Origin of the sequence: Enterococcus gallinarum NBRC 100675, from assembly GCF_001544275.1 — a bacterium.
GTDB lineage: Bacteria > Bacillota > Bacilli > Lactobacillales > Enterococcaceae > Enterococcus_D > Enterococcus_D gallinarum.
The window spans coordinates 1-18541 of sequence record NZ_BCQE01000032.1 but is presented as its reverse complement, the minus strand read 5'-3'; the positions used below and the strand labels follow the sequence as shown (position 1 = coordinate 18541).

Below are 18541 nucleotides of genomic sequence, written 5' to 3'. Positions count from 1 at the left end.
AAAATCAGAAAAAGATTATCTACTTATTTATTGTAAGCAAAATGATTTTATAGTATACTATTTCTCGTGACATGTTAAATATATCTAAAAGGTGGAAAATTGATGAAAAATGTTTTAGTTGTAAAAGCAAATAACCGTCCTGACGGAGTATCTGCAAAAATGTTCGATACTTTTGTAGAAAATCTAGATCGAACAGCAGTAGATGTAGTTACTTTTGATGTTTACGCACAACCAATGCCTTATATCGGACAAACATTGTTCGAAGCATTCGGCAAATTAGCACAAGAACAAGATTTAAACCAAGAAGAACAAGAATTGATGACCGTCCGTCAAGATGTCATGAATAAATTTGCAGCAGCAGATACGATTGTCTTTGCATTTCCTATGTGGAACTTGACGATTCCTGCGGCATTGCACACATTTATCGATTATATTTTCCAAGCTGGTTTCACTTTCTCCTACAATGAAGATGGATCTATGAACCAATTATTGAAAGACAAAGAAGTTGTCTTGTTAAATGCCCGCGGCGGTGTCTACTCAGGTGAAATGAGCGGCATGGAAAGTGCTGTTACATTTATGGAAAAAGTATTTGGTGGTATGTTTGGCATGACGATCATCGATGAAGTAATCATTGAAGGTCACAATGCAGACCCTTCAAAAACAGAAGAAATCATTGCAGCCGGCCTAGAAAAAGTGGCAGAAGCAGCAAAAAAATTCTAATAAAAAATTAAAAATCTCAGGAATGATAAGCGATCCAACAATGCGAACTAGCAGTTGTGGGACAGCTTTATTCCTGAGATTTTTTTATTACTGTTAAACAAGACCGTCTTTCCAATCAAGTGGTAAAAGCTGAGCAAGCGGCAGACTGCCCACCTTCGTCAAGACTTGCGCAGAAAGATTGTCTTCAGACAGCTGACTGAGAAACTCGCGACAACGACCACAAGGTGAGATCGGGTGCCCCTGCCAGTCCACAGCCACAACTTTTGCAATGTGATGTTCTCCCGCAGTGATCATAGCTGCTGCAGCGGCATGTTCTGCACAAAAGCCCATAGAACAACTAGTGTCAATGCACACTCCGGTAAAAACGTTCCCTTCTCTGGTAAGGATGGCTGCTGCAACACCGCCTGATTCTGCCCAAGGAGACAGTTTTCTTGGTGCAATCTTCGCTTGGGCGAAAGTAATCAATTCATCAAACTCCATCTATTCCTCCTGCTAAACCCATTCTTTCTTCAATAATTGAAACAGTTCCGGACTAGGTTAGACTGTTTTTACGCCATAGGATAATGAGGTTCATTGCTCCATGATCTTAGTCAACAAGTCTGGATCAAACGTTTGTTGCTGCAGCATGGCGATTTCAAAACCATAAGGAGCTTTTTTATTCTTTTTGTCTTCTCCAACATAAGGAGTTTCTAAAATTTTAGGGAGTTGTTTCAATTGTTCGTGGTGGACGATTTTATTCAATGCTTCAAAACCAATCGTTCCAAAACCAATATTCGCATGCCGATCTTTATGGCTGCCTTGGGGATTTTTGGAATCATTGACATGGATTACTTTTAAACGATCCAGTCCAATGACCTTATCAAACTCATTTAAGACACCATCAAAATCTTCTTTGACGTTATATCCAGCATCATTGGTGTGGCAAGTATCAAACGTCACCGAAAGCTTCTCATTCAGCGTAACACCATCAATAATTGCAGCAATTTCTTCAAAACTGCGTCCGATTTCCGTTCCTTTACCAGCCATCGTTTCTAAAGCAATCTGAGCCGTTTGACCTTTTTCCAAGACTTCGTTCAATCCTTTGATGATTTGCTTGATACCTGCTTCTGGCCCTGCACCAACGTGAGCTCCTGGATGCAATGTGATTTGCGTTGCGCCCAATGCCTGTGCTCGTTGAATCTCCGCTTGTAAAAACGACACCGCAAAGCCAAAATTTTCTGGTTTGATGGTATTTCCCAAATTAATGATATAAGGTGCGTGGACAACAATATTCGAAATGCCTGCTTTCGTCATGAAATCTTGTCCAGCAGCAATATTCATCTCTTCAATTTTCTTACGACGGGTATTTTGTGGAGCCCCCGTATAAATCATAAAGGTAGTTGCTTGGTAGCTTGCTGCTTCCTCTGCCGCTCCCAGCAACATTTTTTTTCCACTCATGGAAACATGTGATCCAATTAACATTGATTGTCTTCCTCCTAAAAATAAGTCTTGTCTATTATGCGAAAAAACATTCATTCATGCTAGTTTTTTGCTTGCCGTTTTCTTTGATTCTACCCACTATGTTAAGCCAATCCAAATAAAATCAGTACGAGTGTCATGAGAGGCAAACTAATCAAGAAACTGATAGAAGACACAAAGCCGACTGCCTCTTCCTCCATACCTGCCAATACAGAATTGATCACACCGAATAAAGGAATTGGAGCAAACACCAGTAAACACAACACGGGCTTCAAAAAAGCAGGAAGGGGTAAAAAGAAAAAGCAGAGAAATAATAGCAAACCGATCCCATAGCGCAAACTCAAAATCTTTCCTACCGTTGCAGCAGCATGTTTCGGTAAACGAAAATCTAAAAACAAACCAATCATGAACATCGACAGAAAGGTATTGGCATTACCAATAGGTTGGACTAGCTGGATCACCCCTTGCGGTAATGAGAGCCCAAAGCTGCGAATCAGCAACATGAATAAATAGCAAGTAAAGGTTGGCGATCGTAATAAATTAAGAATGATTTTTCCTGGCTCAAAAACTGTCCGTTTCCCGATTAGATACTCAATCAAAATGGTGGTGCCCCCTGCCAACATAATACTGTTACCCATATCAAACAATGAAATCAAGGGGATTCCTAATGGATAAAAACTTTGTGCAAAAGGGATCGCGAAATTTCCAATATTGAAACCGGAGCCACAATACATCGAAAACTGACGTAACACATCATTCTCTTTTTTGGTTAGGAAAAAGGCAGTCATAATCTGCACGAACGTGATGATTACCGCAATTAAAATTAATGCCAGTGCGTCCATTTGGATCTGCATATCGGCAAGATTAAGAATGATTGCTGCTGGCAGAGTGACATTGAGGATCATCCGAGACAGAATAGATCCATCTGCTTTTGATAGGACCTTTAGCTGTTTAAGAAAGTACCCCAAAAAGATCATTGCAAAGAGACCAGCGGCATTCAAAAATAATTGTCCCATAAACGATCTGTTTCCTCCTCTATTGATTTGAAAAAAAGCGAACCCACTCAGCGGTTCGCTTTTTACTCATTTCACTCTCTAGCAACTGGCTAAAATGTCAACAAGAAGTATTTTTTCTTCCCACGGCGAATAACAACATATTTGCCGCCGATACGGTCTTCTTCGTTGATCACGTAATTTAAGTCTTGTTGACGTTCGCCATTCACATAGATTGCCCCGTTTTGGATATCTTCCCGGGCTTGTCGTTTCGATGCTTCGATTTTCGAAGTAGTCAACAATTCTACAATGTTTAACTCATCATCATTCGAAACTTGATAGGTTGGGACCCCTTTGAATCCTTGTGCAATTTCGTCAGCAGACAGTCCTTTGATATCCCCACTGAACAAGCTTTCAGAAATATGAACAGCTTGCTCATATGCTTTTGCACCATGAACTAAGGTTGTCACTTCTTTGGCCAACGCTTTTTGGGCAACTCGTGTTTCTGGTGCAGCTAAGAATTCTTTTTCGATGGCTGCAATTTCTTCAAGTGATAAGAAAGTGAAGTATTTCAAGAATTTCACAGCGTCACGGTCATCCGTATTGATCCAAAACTGATAAAATTCGTAAGGTGTTGTTTTGTCGGCATCTAGCCAAACTGCATTCCCCTCAGTTTTACCAAACTTGGTACCATCTGCCTTAGTAATCAAAGGCATCGTCAAACCAAACCCTTGGACTTCTCGTTCGCGACGTAGCAGTTCAATTCCTGACGTGATATTTCCCCACTGGTCACTGCCTCCAAGTTGCAATAGACAGCCATGTTCATCATAAAGATTTAGGAAGTCATAGGCTTGCAGCAATTGGTAAGCAAATTCGGTATAAGAAATTCCCGTTTCAATGCGGCGTTTCACGCTTTCTTTGCTCATCATGTAGTTGATGGTAAAGTTCTTCCCTACATCACGTAGGAAATCGATCAATTTTAATTCGCCTAACCAGTCATAGTTATTGGCTAAAATTGCTGGATTCGTTTGATCCTCAAAATCAATAAAACGAGACAATTGATTTTTGATACTTTGAGACCATTCCTTGACGGTATCTAATGTATTTAATTGCCGTTCTTGGTCCTTGAAAGATGGATCGCCAATCATTCCTGTTCCTCCGCCTACTAATGCAATAGGAACATGTCCTCGTTGTTGGAAACGGCGCAGCATCAAGATCGGTAAAAGATGGCCAATGTGCAAACTATCAGCGGTTGGATCAAACCCAATATATAGTTTCACAGACTCTTCGTTTAATTGTTTGATCAATGCACTTTCGTCAGTAGCCTGATGAACCAGACCACGACCTTTTAATTCTTCAAAAAAGTCTGAACTCATTTTTTTTCCTCCTAAATCATTACTCACTGTTCATATTAACTGAAAATCCGCCTAAAGAAAAGCCTTAATCCCATTTTGGATCAATCCCGTATTTGTTATAATTTGATTGTGATAACGAGCAAAACTATCCAAGTGCGTTGATTTTTGCTATAATACAACGGAATCTATTCTAATATCATTGAGGTGACCATTTTTGCCCCAAAATAAGAAAAAACAACCAAAATCTCCAAGTACGAAAAAGAGCTGGTTTTATTTCAATATCAGCTTGCGCGTGCTCCATTCGCTCTTTTTAGTCGCAATTTCCTTTTTGATTCTGGGCGGTTCACTCGCACTAGGTATCGGTGTTGGCTATTTTGCATTTTTAGTAGAAGATACCGCAGCCCCGTCAAAAGAAGAACTGCAGCAAGAATTAACCGACATCACAGAGACTTCACAGTTAGCTTATGCGGATGGTAGTAAAATCGCCACGATTCGATCAGATCTGATGCGTACATCGGTTTCTTCAGATAAAATTTCTGATTATCTCAAAAAAGCGATCATTGCAACAGAAGACGAATATTTCAATCAGCATAATGGCGTCGTTCCTAAAGCGGTCGTCCGTGCCCTTCTCTCTGAAGCAACTGGATTTGGCGGCGGCGGTGGATCGACATTGACTCAGCAATTAGTCAAACAGCAAATTCTCTCAAGCGAAACTACTTTTAAACGCAAAGCCAATGAGATTCTCTTGGCGATGGAAGTCGAAAAGTTTTTCTCTAAAGATGAGATCGTCACAATGTACTTAAATATTTCACCATTTGGTAGAAATAATAAAGGGCAAAATATTGCCGGCGTGCAAGAAGCGGCCCAAGGGATATTTGGCGTCAATGCTGCCGATCTTACACTGCCGCAAGCTGCTTTTATTGCTGGATTGCCACAAAGCCCTATCGTCTATAGTCCGTACACGAATACTGGTGAAATCAAAGAAAATCTCAGTGCCGGTTTAGATCGAAAAGACTTCGTCCTCTTTAGTATGTATCGTAATCATGACATCTCAAAAAAAGAATACGACGAAGCAATGGCTTATGATTTGAAACAGGACTTCAAAAAACAAGAAGCCATTGAGCAGACCGATCAGAGTTTCCTCTATTATACGGTTCTCAATGAAGCCAAAGATATTATCGCTAAACAATTGGCGGACGAAGATAAAGTCAGCGCAGAAGAATACAGTAAAGAAGAAACCTATCAGAAATATTTAGAATTAGCACAACAAAAATTAGTCAATGGTGGTTACACAGTTACCTCTACCATTGATAAAAACATCTATAATGCCATGCAAGACGCTGTGTCCAAATATGGCTATATGCTGGATAACTGGGGCGATGCGCCCATTGAAGTTGGGAATGTCATGATGGATAATGCAACAGGCCGTGTACTTGGGTTCATTGGTGGTCGCGATTATCAGCAAAATCAATTCAATCATGCATTCGATGCCCAAAGACAAGCTGGATCAAGTATTAAGCCAATGCTCGTTTACGGTCCTGCCATCGATGAAGGCTTGATGGGTTCTGAATCAATGGTCTCTGATTACGCAGCTAAATGGCGCACTGGTGAAAATGCGGATGAACCAATCGTTAACGCGACAAATAAGGGAACCAATACCTTTATGTCGATTCGAGAATCATTAGAAGTCTCTAGTAATATCGCTGCGACAAACATTTTTCAAGACATTTGGGAGCAAGAAGGTGACCCATTCTTCTCTTATAAGAATTATTTGAGCAAGATGAACTATCCTGAAGACAACAGTTGGGCTTATGAGTCTGCTCCTTTAGGGGTCACCAATGTGACTGTTTTAACTCAGACCAATGGGTTCCAAACGTTAGCAAACAAAGGCGTTTACCAGGAAGGTTATGTGATCGAATCGATCAAGAACAATGAAGGCGAAGTCTTGTATCAGCATGAACAACAACCAGTTCAAGTCTTCTCTGAAGCAACAGCATCAATCATGAATGACATGATGCGCAGTGTAATTGACGAACAAAAGACGTCTAACTTTAAATCCGTTGTTAGTGGTCTGGATTGGAACCTTGGAAATGCCGATTGGGTCGGTAAAACAGGTTCGACAAACAATTGGTCCGATTCTTGGCTTGTGGTCTCTACTCCTTCCATTACCATCAGTAGCTGGTCCGGTCGTGATGACAACAAAGCCACCGATAGTAGTGCCGGAACACGTACCGCTCAATACATGGCTTATTTGATCAATCGCATTTATCAATCCGACCAGAAGGTCTTTGGAGTGGATAAAAAATTCGAGTTATCCGATGATGTCAAAAAGGTCAAAGTGTCTAAGGCTACAGGAACACTTCCAGGCGGCACGGTCACAGTAGATAACACAAGAAGAACCAATCCAAGCGAGACAGTCACTTCGTATTGGACAAAAGGCGGTCCCAAAGAAGCATCCTTTGAATTTGGGATTGGCGGATCGAATGCCAATTATGCAGATTATTGGAAGAAAATCGCCCCTAGCCGAACAACAACATCTACTTCTACCAATACAGCCACGAACAATGGCTCTAGAAGTACCAATAAAGAAGAAAACGCAACGAACAATAACAACAATCAAAAAGAAGCAGAAAAAACGGAAGAAAAGAAAAACGAGCAGAAAGAGGATGACTGATTACGTCATCACAGCCATTTGCCAAAATCTGTTTTACCTGAAGAACGGGAAGCACATCGTTGCTCCTGTTCTTTTTTGTATTTATATGTAAAAAAAAACCGCTCCTAAGAACGGTTTTGTCTTTTTTCTCACTTATTTCGTTGAACTCTTTTCAGAGATACCATATGGTAAAACAATTGTTTTTTGTTCTACTTCTTCTTTGTTCATCATTTTCGTTAGTAAACGCATCGCTACAGCACCCATATCATATAAAGGTTGGGTCACGCTGGATAAACGTGGACGGGCAGCTTCTGCCAATAAAGAATTGTTGCTTGTAATGATTTCAAATTCTTCAGGTACTTTGACACCTCGGTCAATCAAACCGTCTAGAACACCGATAGCAAGTTCATCGTCTGTTACATATGCCGCTGTCGCTCCACTGTTCATGATTCGTTCAACTAATGCCAAGCCTTCTTTGAAGCTATAAGGCGCTTCAAAAATCAAACCTTCTGAATAGTCTAAGTTGTTTTCTTTCAGCGCTTCTTTGTACCCTTTCAACCGGTTTTGTCCGTTGATTGGATCAATCAATGCACCGCTGACAAAAGCGATCTTTTGATTGTTTTTGGCTAGTAAACTTACTGCATCTTTCGTAGCTGCTGTATAATCAATGTTCACGCTACCCACTTGTTCATCGGGATCGATTGAGCCAGCAAGTACCACTGGTGTTTTTGAACGCGAAAATTCGCCACGGATTTCATCAGTGATCCGATGACCCATGAAAATCACACCGTCTACTTGTTTTGCCAAAAGATTGTTCAGTACGTTTACTTCCTTCATACTATCGCCATCGGAATTCGCCAAGATAATGTTGTATTTGTACATCGTTGCTACGTCATCGATCCCACGAGCCAATGAAGAAAAGAACATATTGCTGACATCGGGAATGATTACACCGACTGTAGTTGTTTTTTTGCTAGCCAATCCTCGTGCAACAGCATTTGGACGATAATCTAAGCGATCAATGACTTCCAGAACCTTCTTACGTGTCGCTGGCTTAACATTTGGGTTGCCGTTCACGACACGAGAAACCGTCGCCATCGAAACATTTGCCTCACGAGCAACATCATAAATCGTAATTGTTTGTTTTTCCATGATATATCTCCCTTTATTCTGTTTTCAGAAAATCTTATTTACATTTCTTTGATAGAATAGCAAACTTTTTGCGAATATGCAACCGTTTTAATTTCGCTTTCATGAAAACTTAGTCAATTTTACATATTTACGGACAAGCATTCTCCAGTAAAGCGTGCTAAAATGGAGAAAGAATACTTGAAAGAAGGTTTTTTCATGAATAAAGAAAAAATACAAGAAATGACAACGTGGTTAGCCAGCAATCAAGCTGAGGTCGCTTATATCTCAAATCCTTCAACGATTGCCTATTTCTCAGGTTTCAAGAGTGAACCTCATGAACGCGTGTTGGCACTCTTTCTTTCACCTGATAACGATCCTTTCCTATTTACACCAGCTTTAGAAGTTGAAGAAGCTAAAAATAGTGGCTGGCCCTACGATGTGATTGGATATTTAGACAGTGAAGATCCTTGGAAAAAAATCTGTGCAGAGCTAGAATCTCGTTATCACCTCAAACGATTAGCACTAGAAAAGAATGATTTGACTGTTGAACGTTTCGAAGCATTGAATGGTCTCCTTCCAGGAACTGATTTTTCACTTGATATCACTCCTGTGATCCAGAAAATGCAATTAACCAAAACAGCAGCGGAAATCGACACATTGCTTGAAGCAGGTAATTGGGCAGACGTCGCTTTTGAGATTGGTTTTTCTGCTGTCAAAGAAGGTATTTCTGAAATGGAGATCGTTGCAGAGATTGAATATCAACTCAAAAAACGCGGCGTTTCCCATATGTCCTTTGATACGACGGTCTTAGCAGGCGCCAATGCAGCAAGCCCTCATGGGGTTCCAGGTAAACAACAAATCAAACCAAATGAACTAGTCCTCTTCGACCTAGGTGTGATCTGGAATGGCTATTGCAGCGACGCAACGCGTACCATTGCCTATCACGAGCCGACTGAATTGCAACGAAAAATCTATGATATCGTCCTTGAAGCGGAACTGACTGCCCAAGCAGCTGTTAAACCAGGCATTACTGCGGGTCAACTGGATGAAATTGCTCGTGGGGTCATCGAAAGTCATGGATACGGTGAATACTTCAATCATCGATTGGGTCACGGGATCGGCACAACGGTTCATGAATTTCCATCATTGATTACTGGAAATGATTTGGTGATTGAAGAAGGCATGTGTTTCTCCATCGAACCTGGGATTTACATTCCTGAACAAGTCGGTGTTCGTATCGAAGATTGTATCTATGTTACTGAAACTGGTTGTGTGCCGTTTACAAAAACTGCAAAAGAGCTACTAGTATTGAATTAAAAAAGGAGATGGATTATGACGCAAAATGTATTGGTTTTAGGTGGGACACGCTTTTTTGGCAAACATCTCGTCAATGAACTGCTTACACAGGGTGCCAACGTAACGATTGCTACTCGTGGAAAAACACCAGACTCATTTGGTTCAAAGGTAACTCGATTGATTTTTGACAGAGAAGATGAAGACAGTATCCGATCTGTTTTGACAAAAGAAACTTATGATGTGATTTACGATAATATCGCCTATACCTCCAATGATATTGAGATTTTGATGCGTCATGTCACTACCGAACGCTATATTGTCACAAGCTCTATGTCTGTTTATCCAACTTTCCATGACAATCTGGTCGAGAAAGATTTTGATCCAACAGCACATGCTTATCGTCTTGTGACCTCAGAACAAGTGAACTATGCAGAAGGAAAACGCAGTGTCGAGGAGATTTTAAGCCAGAAATACCCGCAAAATTCGGCATTTGTCCGCTTTCCTTATGTGGTGGGAATTGATGACTATACCAAACGATTGTCTTTCTATATTCAATCTGTTTGTCAAAAAAAAGCCATGTTTATTGACAATCTTTCCCATCAAATGAGTTTTATCGATTCTAAAGAAGCAGGAAAATTTTTAGCATTTTTAGGAACCAGTTCCTTTACAGGCCCCGTCAACGCTGCTGCTAAAGGTACCCTCTCACTGTCAGAAATTTTAACTTATGTCTCAAAAGAAACTGGCATTGAACCACTTTTATCACCTACCGGAGAAGCCGGAAAATACAATGGCACGCCAGAATACTCGATAAATGTAGCACTAGCTGAAGCAAATGGCTTTCAATTCTCCCAACTATCTGATTGGATCTACTCACTATGTGATCAAGAGATCAAAAATGCTTAACTATGTGCGCCGTCGCTAAAAAAAACATCCAAACTAGAAATAAATGCGTCTGTGATCTGTTTGATCGCAGGAACCGTGTTGTCACGGCTCGGCATTTTATCTTCGTTTGGATGTTTTTTTGCTACTGATTAAAAGCAGCCTCTTTAACTTTCAAAAGAGAAAGATTATGCTTCTGGATTATTTTTTTCCATTTTATCTTTTAATTCTTCTTTGACTTCTTCAAAATCTTCTTTCGCATCTTTGGCTTCTGATTTTGTTGTTGCTTTTACATCAGCCGCTTTTTTATTTGCTTCATGTTTCAACTCGTTTGCTGCTGATTTTGTTTCTTTTGCAGCATCATCTACGATTGGTTTGGCCTCTTCTGCCCCTTCTTTTACCGTTTCCTTCATGTCCGCAGCGGAAGATTTTGCATCAATAAAAATGTCTTCTGCTGTTTCTTGGACGTCTTCATGAAGATCACTAGCAGAATTTTTGACTTCGTCAGCAGATTTTTTGAAGCGCTCAGATAAATCTCCTGCCTGTTTTTTTAATTCTTCAACTGTATCGCTAGAAGAACTAGCTGCGTTATCTTTTAAGTCATCTACTTTTGCAGTCAATGAATCAGTAAAACCTGAAGCTTGTTCACCAAGTTTAGCTGCTTTATCTTTAGCGATCTCCACTAAATCGGTACTTTTATCTTTAGCCATATCCCCATAATCAGAAGCTTTATCCAATAAATCATCGGCTTGTTTGGCTAGTTTGTTTCGTAAGTTTTTACCTGACTCGGGTGCTAATAACAGGGCTGCTACCGCTGCTGCTGTTCCACCAATTACTGCACCTAATAGAAATCCACCTTTTTTACTCATTGAAATTCCTCCTCTTATTGTTGTTTATTACGGTCTTTGAAAAATTTCATTGCTGTTTGACCTACTTTACCAGCAACAGTTGCTTTAGCCGTTGTTCTACCTAGACTGCCAACTCGCGAGACCAAGTTCTTTCCTGAACTATTCAATTCAGAGACGCTGGTACTTAAATCTGCTACTGCAGTAAAGAGCGGATCAATGGTCGCAACTTTGCCATTTACATCCTGCAGCAATTCATTGGTCTTAACCAACAATCCCTCCACTTCTTTTGAAAGGATATCTACGTCTTGGGTGATGACTCGAATCGTGGTATTGGCCTCTTCCACTGTTTTATCCACTTTGGTCATCGTTTTGCTTACTTGCATCAACAATCGTACAACAAAAACGACAAGTACGACGAATGCAATCGCAGCGATCAATGCTGCAATCTCTCCTCCTGTCATAAAATGTCTCCTTCCCCTTTTACTTATATTAAGAATAGCATTTCAAACGGCGTTCTACAAATAAAAGACTAGCGAATTTTGTTTTTTTTACTAAAATCTATCCGCTTTCATACAAAACCAAAAAAATGCCGAACAACTTTGATTGATCGTCAGTTGTTCGGCAAGCGTTTTTCTTACTTGTTCTCTTTTGTTGGTTTTGGCTGGGTTGCTGTTTTTTCAGCTGGTGTTAATTCTTTACTCAATTCAATCAAGTATTCTTTTAGACTGTCTTTGACTTCTGGGTGTTTCAATCCATATTCAATACTTGTCTTCAAGAAACCAAATTTATCACCAACATCATACCGTTTACCAGTAAATTGGCGAGCAAATACGCGTTGTGTTTTATTTAACGTATCAATAGCATCAGTCAACTGAATCTCATTGCCGGCACCTGGTTTTTGATTAGCTAAGATATCAAAAATTTCTGGGGTCAACAAATAGCGGCCAATAATTGCCAAATCACTAGGCGCTTTGTCTGGAGCAGGTTTCTCAACAAAGTTCTTCACGTTGTATAATCCTTTATCAACTTGCATGCCAGGATCAATAATCCCATATTTCGATGTGTCTTCATGCGGAACATCCATCACAGCAATCGTTGAAGCATGCGTTGTTTCGTAATCATCGATCAATTGCTTCGTTAATGGGACTTCATCTTCCATCAAGTCGTCGCCAAGCATTACCACGAAGGGCTCATTTCCTACAAAGGCTCTTGCTTGTAGGACAGCATGCCCTAACCCTTTAGGATGTGATTGACGAATGAAGTGAAGATTAACATCTGTGGTTTCTTCGACCAATTTCAATAATTCAGTTTTGCCTTTTTCTTGCAGATTCATTTCTAATTCTAAGTTTGCATCGAAATGGTCTTCAATTGGGCGTTTTGCTTTTCCGGTAACGATCAAAATATCTTCGATCCCTGATTGTAAAGCTTCTTCAACAATAAATTGGATCGTTGGTTTATCAACGATCGGCAACATTTCCTTAGCCATTGCTTTTGTTGCCGGTAAAAAACGGGTCCCTAATCCTGCTGCTGGAATAACTGCTTTTTTTACATTCATTTGTCTCTCTCCTTATCGTTACTTTTCAAGCGTAAACTCGTTCTCTTCTTTGCCATCTCTCAGCATGATTTCTTTGGCTGCTTGTTCGATTGCTTTTCCTTCATAAAGAACGGAATAAATGGTTTCCGTGATCGGCATTTCAACACCTAAAGCTGCTGCCAGTTCTCGCGCTGCTTTTGTCGTCGATACACCTTCAACGATCATTCCCATGTTTTCTAATACTTCATCCAAACTGTGTCCTTTACCAAGTAAGTTTCCCGCACGCCAATTTCGTGAATGAACACTCGTACAAGTCACAATTAAATCACCAACACCACTCAAACCAATAAAGGTCAATGGATTGGCTCCCATAGCTACTCCTAGTCGGCTGATTTCAGCTAACCCACGGGTCATGATCGCCGCTTTTGCGTCGTCTCCAAAGCCTAAACCAGCAATTGCTCCCGCACCGATTGCGATGATATTTTTTAAGGCTGCGCCAGTCTCGACCCCGATTACATCATTGTTCGTATAAATACGGAAATAATCATTCATGAACAATTCCTGCACATATTTTGCTGATTCTTCATTTTCACTCGCTGCAGTAATGGTGGTAATATCATGGACAGCCACCTCTTCTGCATGAGAAGGTCCCGATAACACAACAATATCTTGTCGTTTCTCTGTAGGAATCTCTTCTGCCAAAATTTCAGATATTCTCTTGTGACTTCCTTGCTCTAATCCTTTAGATGCATGGATGATCACGGGACGATTGGTTGCCTTTTCGGCAAACTCTTTAGCGACCGCCCGAATTGCTTTCGTCGGTACGACGAAAAGAATGGCATCTGCATCAATGATCGCTTCTTCAAGAGCCTTAACACCTAAAATATTTTCTGGCAGCTTCAAATCCGGCAGATAATGACGATTCGTATGGTACGTATTGATTTCATCGATTTGAGCTGGATTGTTGCCCCAAATTTTCACTTCATGGCCATTCTCAGATAACACTTGCGCAAGCGCAGTCCCCCAAGAGCCAGGGCCTAATACGGCTATTTTTTGTTTCACGATGGAAACCTCCTCTGTTCATTTACAATAAAACTTCACTCAATCATTTTACCATAGTTACCGAAAAATAACTGCTAGATTACATATTCATTTTCTCCATAGGAACGGTTGTAATCTTTTACTTTTGTTTTTTTACGGCGCCAGATCAAGATGATGATTGCACCAAAGAATAACAAAGCTGATAAGACTTGCGATACTCGGATCGGTCCAAACAAGTACAAACTATCTGTTCTCATTCCTTCAATGAAGAAGCGCCCAAAACCGTACCAGATCAGATACCCTAGGAAGACTTCGCCTTCTTTTAAAAGTCCCTTTTTCTTGCGGAGTAAGATCAAAACAATAAAACCTAAAACATTCCAGACAGATTCGTATAAGAATGTTGGTTGTCGATAAGCTCCATCGATATTCATATTATCAATAATAAATTTAGGTAGATGGAGACTTTCTAGAAAGGAGCGGCTGACTTCTGCGCCGTGAGCTTCATGATTCATGAAATTGCCCCAACGTCCAATTCCTTGTGCCAACAGCACACTAGGTGCTGCAATATCCAAAAAGGTCACTGGTGAAATAAAATTGCGTCGGCAAAAGAAATACAGCCATATTCCTCCAGCAATCAAAGCCCCATAGATTGCCAATCCCCCAGAACGAGTATTGAAAATTTGAATTGGATCTTTCAAATAAGGTTCTAAATCAAAGAGGACGTAATACAGTCTGCCCCCGATAATTGAAACTGGCAAACCAATCAACATAAAGTCCGTTACATCATCGGCCTTCAATCCCACACGGACTGCTTCTCTCGTACTCAACCACATCGCAATGATGACACCGGAGACAATAATGATCGCATACCAATAGATCGGCAGACCGAACAACTCAAAAGCAACACGATTTACTAAAGCTAACATATAAACTGTTCCTCTCTAATTTCCAGAATTTTCTTCGATCAACTGTGTCAATCGATTCTCAAACGTTTGTGTCGCATCATAGCCCATTGTTTTTGCCCGGAAATTCATGGCTGCAACTTCAATGATGATGGCAACATTTCGTCCAGTTTTTACTGGAATCTTGATTTGCGGGATATCTACTTCACCAATCTGAACAGTTGTATCATCCGTACCTAAGCGATCATATTTTTTATCTTTAGCCCACGCTTCAAGGTAAACTGCCAACTGCACTTGCATATAGCCTCTGACTGCACTGGCACCAAATAAGTTCATGACATCGATAATTCCGATTCCGCGAATTTCAATTAGATGTTGGAGGATTTTGGGCGGTTCTCCCACCAGTGTCAGTTCATCTTGCTTATAAACATCTACTCGATCATCAGCAATCAGCCGGTGTCCACGCTTGATCAACTCTAATGCCGTCTCGCTTTTCCCGATGCCACTATCTCCTTGAATCAAGACACCTAATCCATAAACATCTACCAAAACTCCATGTACGCTTGTTCGAGCTGCTAATCGTCCATCTAAATAGCTCGAAAGTTCACCTAGCAATCGTGAAGTTGAAATAGGCGAACGCAAAATTGCGATATTGTGCTCTGCACAAGCTTGGATCATTTCCTCTGGGATAGCTAATCCTCTGGAAACAATGAATCCAGGTGTATCTTCTGAACACATTTTACGCAAGACCATCAACCGCTCTTCCGGCATCATCCGCTCAGCAAAAGTAATTTCTTTACTTCCAAATAGTTGTAATCGATCATGGGAATAATAATTGAAATAGCCGGTCAATTCCAACCCCGGTCGCGAAATATCCCCGGTGATGATTGTCCGTTCCAAACTTGTTTCATCCCCTTGGACGATCTCTAAGTTTAAAGCCTCAGCCAATTCACTGACCTTGACGGTTTCTGTCATAATAGTCCCTCTCTTCATCTCCATTGATTCTTCAGTTGCTTCTCTTTCGCAAACTGTTCCTCTCTATTTTATCATTCTATCTTAAAACTTACTACACGTGTTATTGGAACTACCTATTTCTTTTTATTTTATGCTATTATTTTTAAAGAGGAGGGATTTAATTGAAATTTTCAGACTATACTTACGTACGACCAGATTTTGATTCTTACAAACACAGTTATTTGGAAGCGTTACACAATCTTGAGGAAGCAGCCAACCTTGAATCTGCGAAAGCAGCCATCGATGAATTGAATCATTTACGGGGAACGATCGATACGGCAGTCAACTTGGCTTCTATTCGACACTCAATTGATACGACGGATCCGTATTATGAAGCAGAAGATACATTTTGGAATGAGTACCAACCTCATTTTGAATCACTGGATTTTCGTTTCTACCGTTGTCTACTCGCTTCACCGCTAGTGGAAGAATTAAAAACTATCTATCCAGAAACGTTCTTTTTATTTGCTGAAAGTCGCGTGAAGTTATTTGATGAATCACTGATTGAATTATTCCAAAAAGAGAATCAACTGACTTCTGATTATGGCAAATTGATTGCTTCCGCCCAGCTTGAGTTCCAGGGAGACAGCTATACCCTTGCACAACTACGCCCCTTTACTGAACACAAAAATCGTGAAATTCGTTTGGAAGCAATAAACATTCAAACAGCATTTTTTGCTGAAAATGAAACGAAATTCGACACAATTTTTGGTGAACTGATCAAAGTGCGTACAGAGATCGCCCATAAATTAGGCTTCGAAAATTATGTTGCTTTTGCTGATGTCCAAATGAACCGTTGGGATTATGATCGCAAAATGATCGAAACCTATCGAAAGGAAATTTTAGAAAAAGTTGTCCCAATCACTCAAAAGCTGTATGCTCGCCAAGCAAAACGTAACCAGCTATCAAAAGCCACTTTTGCGGATTTGCCATTGGTCTATCCGAACGGAAACGCGACGCCGAAAGGCACCGCAAACGAATTAGTGGAGAAAGCCCGTACTATGTACCATGAACTGTCTCAAGAAACAGATGAATTCTTTGACTTCATGGTTGATCATGAGCTCTTGGATCTTTTAAGCAAAAAAGGCAAGCAATCTGGGGGTTACTGTACCTTTATCCAGGAATATCAATCCCCTTTTATTTTTGCGAATTTCAACGGAACTTCTGCTGATGTAGATGTCTTGACTCATGAAGCTGGTCATGCCTTTCAAGTGTATCAATCCCGTTGGATCAAAGAGCCAGAAATTCTTTTTCCAAATTTCGAGTCTTGTGAGATTCATTCTATGTCAATGGAATTTATCGCTTGGCCTTGGATGGATCGTTTTTTTGAAGAGGAAACTGCAAAGTACAAGTTTGCGCATCTGGCTAGCAGTGTGCAATTTCTTCCCTACGGTGTATTAGTTGATCACTTCCAACAAGAAGTCTACGAAAATCCTGATTGGACTCCAGAGCAACGCAAAACTTGCTGGAGAGACCTGGAACGCCGCTATTGTCCAGAACGTGACTACAGTGAATTTCCTGATTTGGATCGCGGGCTTTACTGGTTTAGACAAGGACATATTTTTGAGTCACCCTTTTATTATATCGACTATACGTTAGCTCAAGTTTGTGCCTTTCAATTTTGGTATCGTTCGATCGTAGCCCAAGATCCTACTGCTTGGCAAGATTATTTGGCCATCTGTCAAGTCGGTGGAACCCAAACATTCCTAGAGATCCTCAAAACTGCCAATTTACGGTCGCCTTTTGAAAAAGGCGCTTTGGACGATACTTTGAAAGCTGTTGACGATTACTTAGCAGCTGTCGCCGAAGAACAACTAAAATAGACCACTCTATTCATGGAACGAAGGAACCTTTAATGGTTTTTTCGTTCCATTTTTCATTACAGTCCTTTATATAGTCGATTGACAGCTAGTAAGTAGTCCACAATGGATGGCAAAAATGATTTTTTAATTAGCAGCTAAGATCTGTTATAGGTAAACAAAAAAGCAGCGGAATTTCGCTGCTTTTTGTATGGTTATTGTTATCTAATGTTATTCATAACTTAGTTCGCTTTTTTCTTTCTTCTAACGATTATGCCGGCAACAAGCCCTATGAATGTAAGTCCCACTAATGGATAAGCTGGATTAACACTCGAGCCAGTTTTTGGCAAGACACGTTTATGGCGATCTTTAGCAGTTGCTTTAATCGGTTTACTTCCATCGTTTTGCTTTGGAACAACTGGTTTTGTTTGATTATTGTGAGGACTTTTCCCATCATCTGTTGCTGGTTGCTTTTCGATGACTTGAATCGTAGCCGTAGCTGTAACAGCCAATTGTTTGGTTGTCCCAAATAAGCGCTCAAGCAGCGATGGACGATTGGCTTCTTTATCATCTGAAACAAGGGAATAGCTTACTTGATACATACCGACCTTGTCGGTATCCACAGAGCCTTCAATAAAAAGTCGTTCAAATGCAAAGGGATTGCCGTCACGATCCGTTGCTGAAACAAAATTATTTTCTGGTTGCCATGGATCCCCAACATATAGCACCGAATCCTTAACAACAACGCTTGTTTGATCTGCTAAAACTGTGATCGTCGCTACTGCTTCGACTTTTCCATTGTGATAGCTGACTTCATATTTTCCGGGTGTCGTAGTGTCTACCGTACCTGTGACGATTACATCAGCGAATGATACTGCTTTGCCATCTTTATCTGTGGCGGAGACAAAGTTATCTTCCA

General features: G+C 40.5%; 17 protein-coding genes. 5 read left to right on the top strand and 12 right to left on the bottom strand.

The genetic code is table 11. The annotated features are described in order from the left end of the window. Positions 1–102 precede the first annotated feature (102 nt). A complete protein-coding gene (locus tag EG2_RS15290) occupies positions 103–720 on the top strand; it encodes an FMN-dependent NADH-azoreductase (RefSeq protein ID WP_060815304.1) in 618 nt (205 codons plus the stop codon). 93 nt (positions 721–813) lie between these two features. On the opposite strand, the gene EG2_RS15285 is transcribed toward EG2_RS15290, so the two are convergent. The 4 genes from EG2_RS15285 to tyrS all read right to left on the bottom strand — a co-directional run bounded on the left by EG2_RS15285 (position 814) and on the right by tyrS (position 4546). Then, positions 814–1200: a cytidine deaminase family protein gene (locus tag EG2_RS15285; RefSeq protein ID WP_060815303.1), complete on the bottom strand. Its 387-nt coding sequence runs from the start codon at positions 1198–1200 to the stop codon at positions 814–816. 90 nt (positions 1201–1290) lie between these two features. Then, positions 1291–2181, bottom strand: a complete 891-nt coding sequence (locus tag EG2_RS15280) for a deoxyribonuclease IV (protein WP_060815302.1) — start codon at positions 2179–2181, stop codon at positions 1291–1293. Positions 2182–2282: 101 nt separating this feature from the next. After that, positions 2283–3194 carry an AEC family transporter gene (locus EG2_RS15275; RefSeq protein WP_003126243.1) on the bottom strand — a complete coding sequence of 304 codons (912 nt, stop codon included), beginning with the start codon at positions 3192–3194 and terminating at the stop codon, positions 2283–2285. Between the two features lie 89 nt (positions 3195–3283). Continuing rightward, positions 3284–4546: a tyrosine--tRNA ligase gene (gene tyrS / locus EG2_RS15270; RefSeq protein ID WP_060815301.1), complete on the bottom strand. Its 1263-nt coding sequence runs from the start codon at positions 4544–4546 to the stop codon at positions 3284–3286. A gap of 193 nt (positions 4547–4739) precedes the next feature. Between tyrS and EG2_RS15265 the strand changes: the two genes are divergently transcribed. Continuing rightward, complete coding sequence (locus tag EG2_RS15265; protein ID WP_060815300.1) at positions 4740–7199, top strand: transglycosylase domain-containing protein; 2460 nt, start codon at positions 4740–4742, stop codon at positions 7197–7199. Positions 7200–7331: 132 nt separating this feature from the next. Here the strand turns inward: EG2_RS15265 and ccpA are convergent, their stop codons facing one another. Then, the gene (gene ccpA, locus EG2_RS15260) at positions 7332–8330 is read right to left on the bottom strand and encodes a catabolite control protein A (RefSeq protein ID WP_060815299.1); all 999 of its coding nucleotides are present in this window, start codon (positions 8328–8330) and stop codon (positions 7332–7334) included. Positions 8331–8525: 195 nt separating this feature from the next. On the opposite strand from ccpA, the gene EG2_RS15255 reads away from it, so the two are divergent. Continuing rightward, a complete protein-coding gene (locus EG2_RS15255; protein ID WP_060815320.1) occupies positions 8526–9626 on the top strand; it encodes an aminopeptidase P family protein in 1101 nt (366 codons plus the stop codon). Between the two features lie 15 nt (positions 9627–9641). Continuing rightward, complete coding sequence (locus EG2_RS15250; RefSeq protein WP_060815298.1) at positions 9642–10508, top strand: NAD-dependent epimerase/dehydratase family protein; 867 nt, start codon at positions 9642–9644, stop codon at positions 10506–10508. Positions 10509–10672: 164 nt separating this feature from the next. On the opposite strand, the gene EG2_RS15245 is transcribed toward EG2_RS15250, so the two are convergent. The 6 genes from EG2_RS15245 to hprK form a co-directional block, all read right to left on the bottom strand. After that, positions 10673–11353: a YtxH domain-containing protein gene (locus EG2_RS15245; protein ID WP_003126236.1), complete on the bottom strand. Its 681-nt coding sequence runs from the start codon at positions 11351–11353 to the stop codon at positions 10673–10675. A gap of 14 nt (positions 11354–11367) precedes the next feature. After that, on the bottom strand, positions 11368–11793 hold the full coding sequence (locus EG2_RS15240) for a DUF948 domain-containing protein (RefSeq protein WP_003126235.1): 426 nt from the start codon (positions 11791–11793) through the stop codon (positions 11368–11370). Between the two features lie 173 nt (positions 11794–11966). Then, complete coding sequence (galU, locus tag EG2_RS15235) at positions 11967–12887, bottom strand: UTP--glucose-1-phosphate uridylyltransferase GalU (protein ID WP_060815297.1); 921 nt, start codon at positions 12885–12887, stop codon at positions 11967–11969. Positions 12888–12905: 18 nt separating this feature from the next. Next, entirely contained in the window at positions 12906–13928 is a 1023-nt protein-coding gene (locus tag EG2_RS15230; protein WP_003126232.1) for an NAD(P)H-dependent glycerol-3-phosphate dehydrogenase, read from the bottom strand. 74 nt (positions 13929–14002) lie between these two features. Continuing rightward, positions 14003–14833, bottom strand: a complete 831-nt coding sequence (gene lgt / locus EG2_RS15225; RefSeq protein WP_060815296.1) for a prolipoprotein diacylglyceryl transferase — start codon at positions 14831–14833, stop codon at positions 14003–14005. Positions 14834–14848: 15 nt separating this feature from the next. Further along, entirely contained in the window at positions 14849–15784 is a 936-nt protein-coding gene (hprK, locus tag EG2_RS15220) for an HPr(Ser) kinase/phosphatase (RefSeq protein ID WP_060815295.1), read from the bottom strand. A 161-nt stretch (positions 15785–15945) separates the two neighbouring features. On the opposite strand from hprK, the gene EG2_RS15215 reads away from it, so the two are divergent. Next, a complete protein-coding gene (locus tag EG2_RS15215) occupies positions 15946–17646 on the top strand; it encodes a M3 family oligoendopeptidase (RefSeq protein WP_060815294.1) in 1701 nt (566 codons plus the stop codon). Between the two features lie 218 nt (positions 17647–17864). Here the strand turns inward: EG2_RS15215 and EG2_RS15210 are convergent. Then, the coding region (locus EG2_RS15210) for a bacterial Ig-like domain-containing protein (RefSeq protein ID WP_156424249.1) at positions 17865–18541 on the bottom strand (677 nt) is incomplete at its 5' end.

What these genes read in the sequence shown, in the direction of transcription:
- EG2_RS15290 (WP_060815304.1), top strand. Translation starts at nt 103, where the DNA reads ATGAAAAATGTTTTAGTTGTAAAAGCAAATAACCGTCCTGACGGAGTA.
- EG2_RS15285 (WP_060815303.1), bottom strand. Translation starts at nt 1,200, where the DNA reads ATGGAGTTTGATGAATTGATTACTTTCGCCCAAGCGAAGATTGCACCA.
- EG2_RS15280 (WP_060815302.1), bottom strand. Translation starts at nt 2,181, where the DNA reads ATGTTAATTGGATCACATGTTTCCATGAGTGGAAAAAAAATGTTGCTG.
- EG2_RS15275 (WP_003126243.1), bottom strand. Translation starts at nt 3,194, where the DNA reads ATGGGACAATTATTTTTGAATGCCGCTGGTCTCTTTGCAATGATCTTT.
- tyrS (WP_060815301.1), bottom strand. Translation starts at nt 4,546, where the DNA reads ATGAGTTCAGACTTTTTTGAAGAATTAAAAGGTCGTGGTCTGGTTCAT.
- ccpA (WP_060815299.1), bottom strand. Translation starts at nt 8,330, where the DNA reads ATGGAAAAACAAACAATTACGATTTATGATGTTGCTCGTGAGGCAAAT.
- EG2_RS15255 (WP_060815320.1), top strand. Translation starts at nt 8,526, where the DNA reads ATGAATAAAGAAAAAATACAAGAAATGACAACGTGGTTAGCCAGCAAT.
- EG2_RS15250 (WP_060815298.1), top strand. Translation starts at nt 9,642, where the DNA reads ATGACGCAAAATGTATTGGTTTTAGGTGGGACACGCTTTTTTGGCAAA.
- EG2_RS15245 (WP_003126236.1), bottom strand. Translation starts at nt 11,353, where the DNA reads ATGAGTAAAAAAGGTGGATTTCTATTAGGTGCAGTAATTGGTGGAACA.
- EG2_RS15240 (WP_003126235.1), bottom strand. Translation starts at nt 11,793, where the DNA reads ATGACAGGAGGAGAGATTGCAGCATTGATCGCTGCGATTGCATTCGTC.
- galU (WP_060815297.1), bottom strand. Translation starts at nt 12,887, where the DNA reads ATGAATGTAAAAAAAGCAGTTATTCCAGCAGCAGGATTAGGGACCCGT.
- lgt (WP_060815296.1), bottom strand. Translation starts at nt 14,833, where the DNA reads ATGTTAGCTTTAGTAAATCGTGTTGCTTTTGAGTTGTTCGGTCTGCCG.
- hprK (WP_060815295.1), bottom strand. Translation starts at nt 15,784, where the DNA reads ATGACAGAAACCGTCAAGGTCAGTGAATTGGCTGAGGCTTTAAACTTA.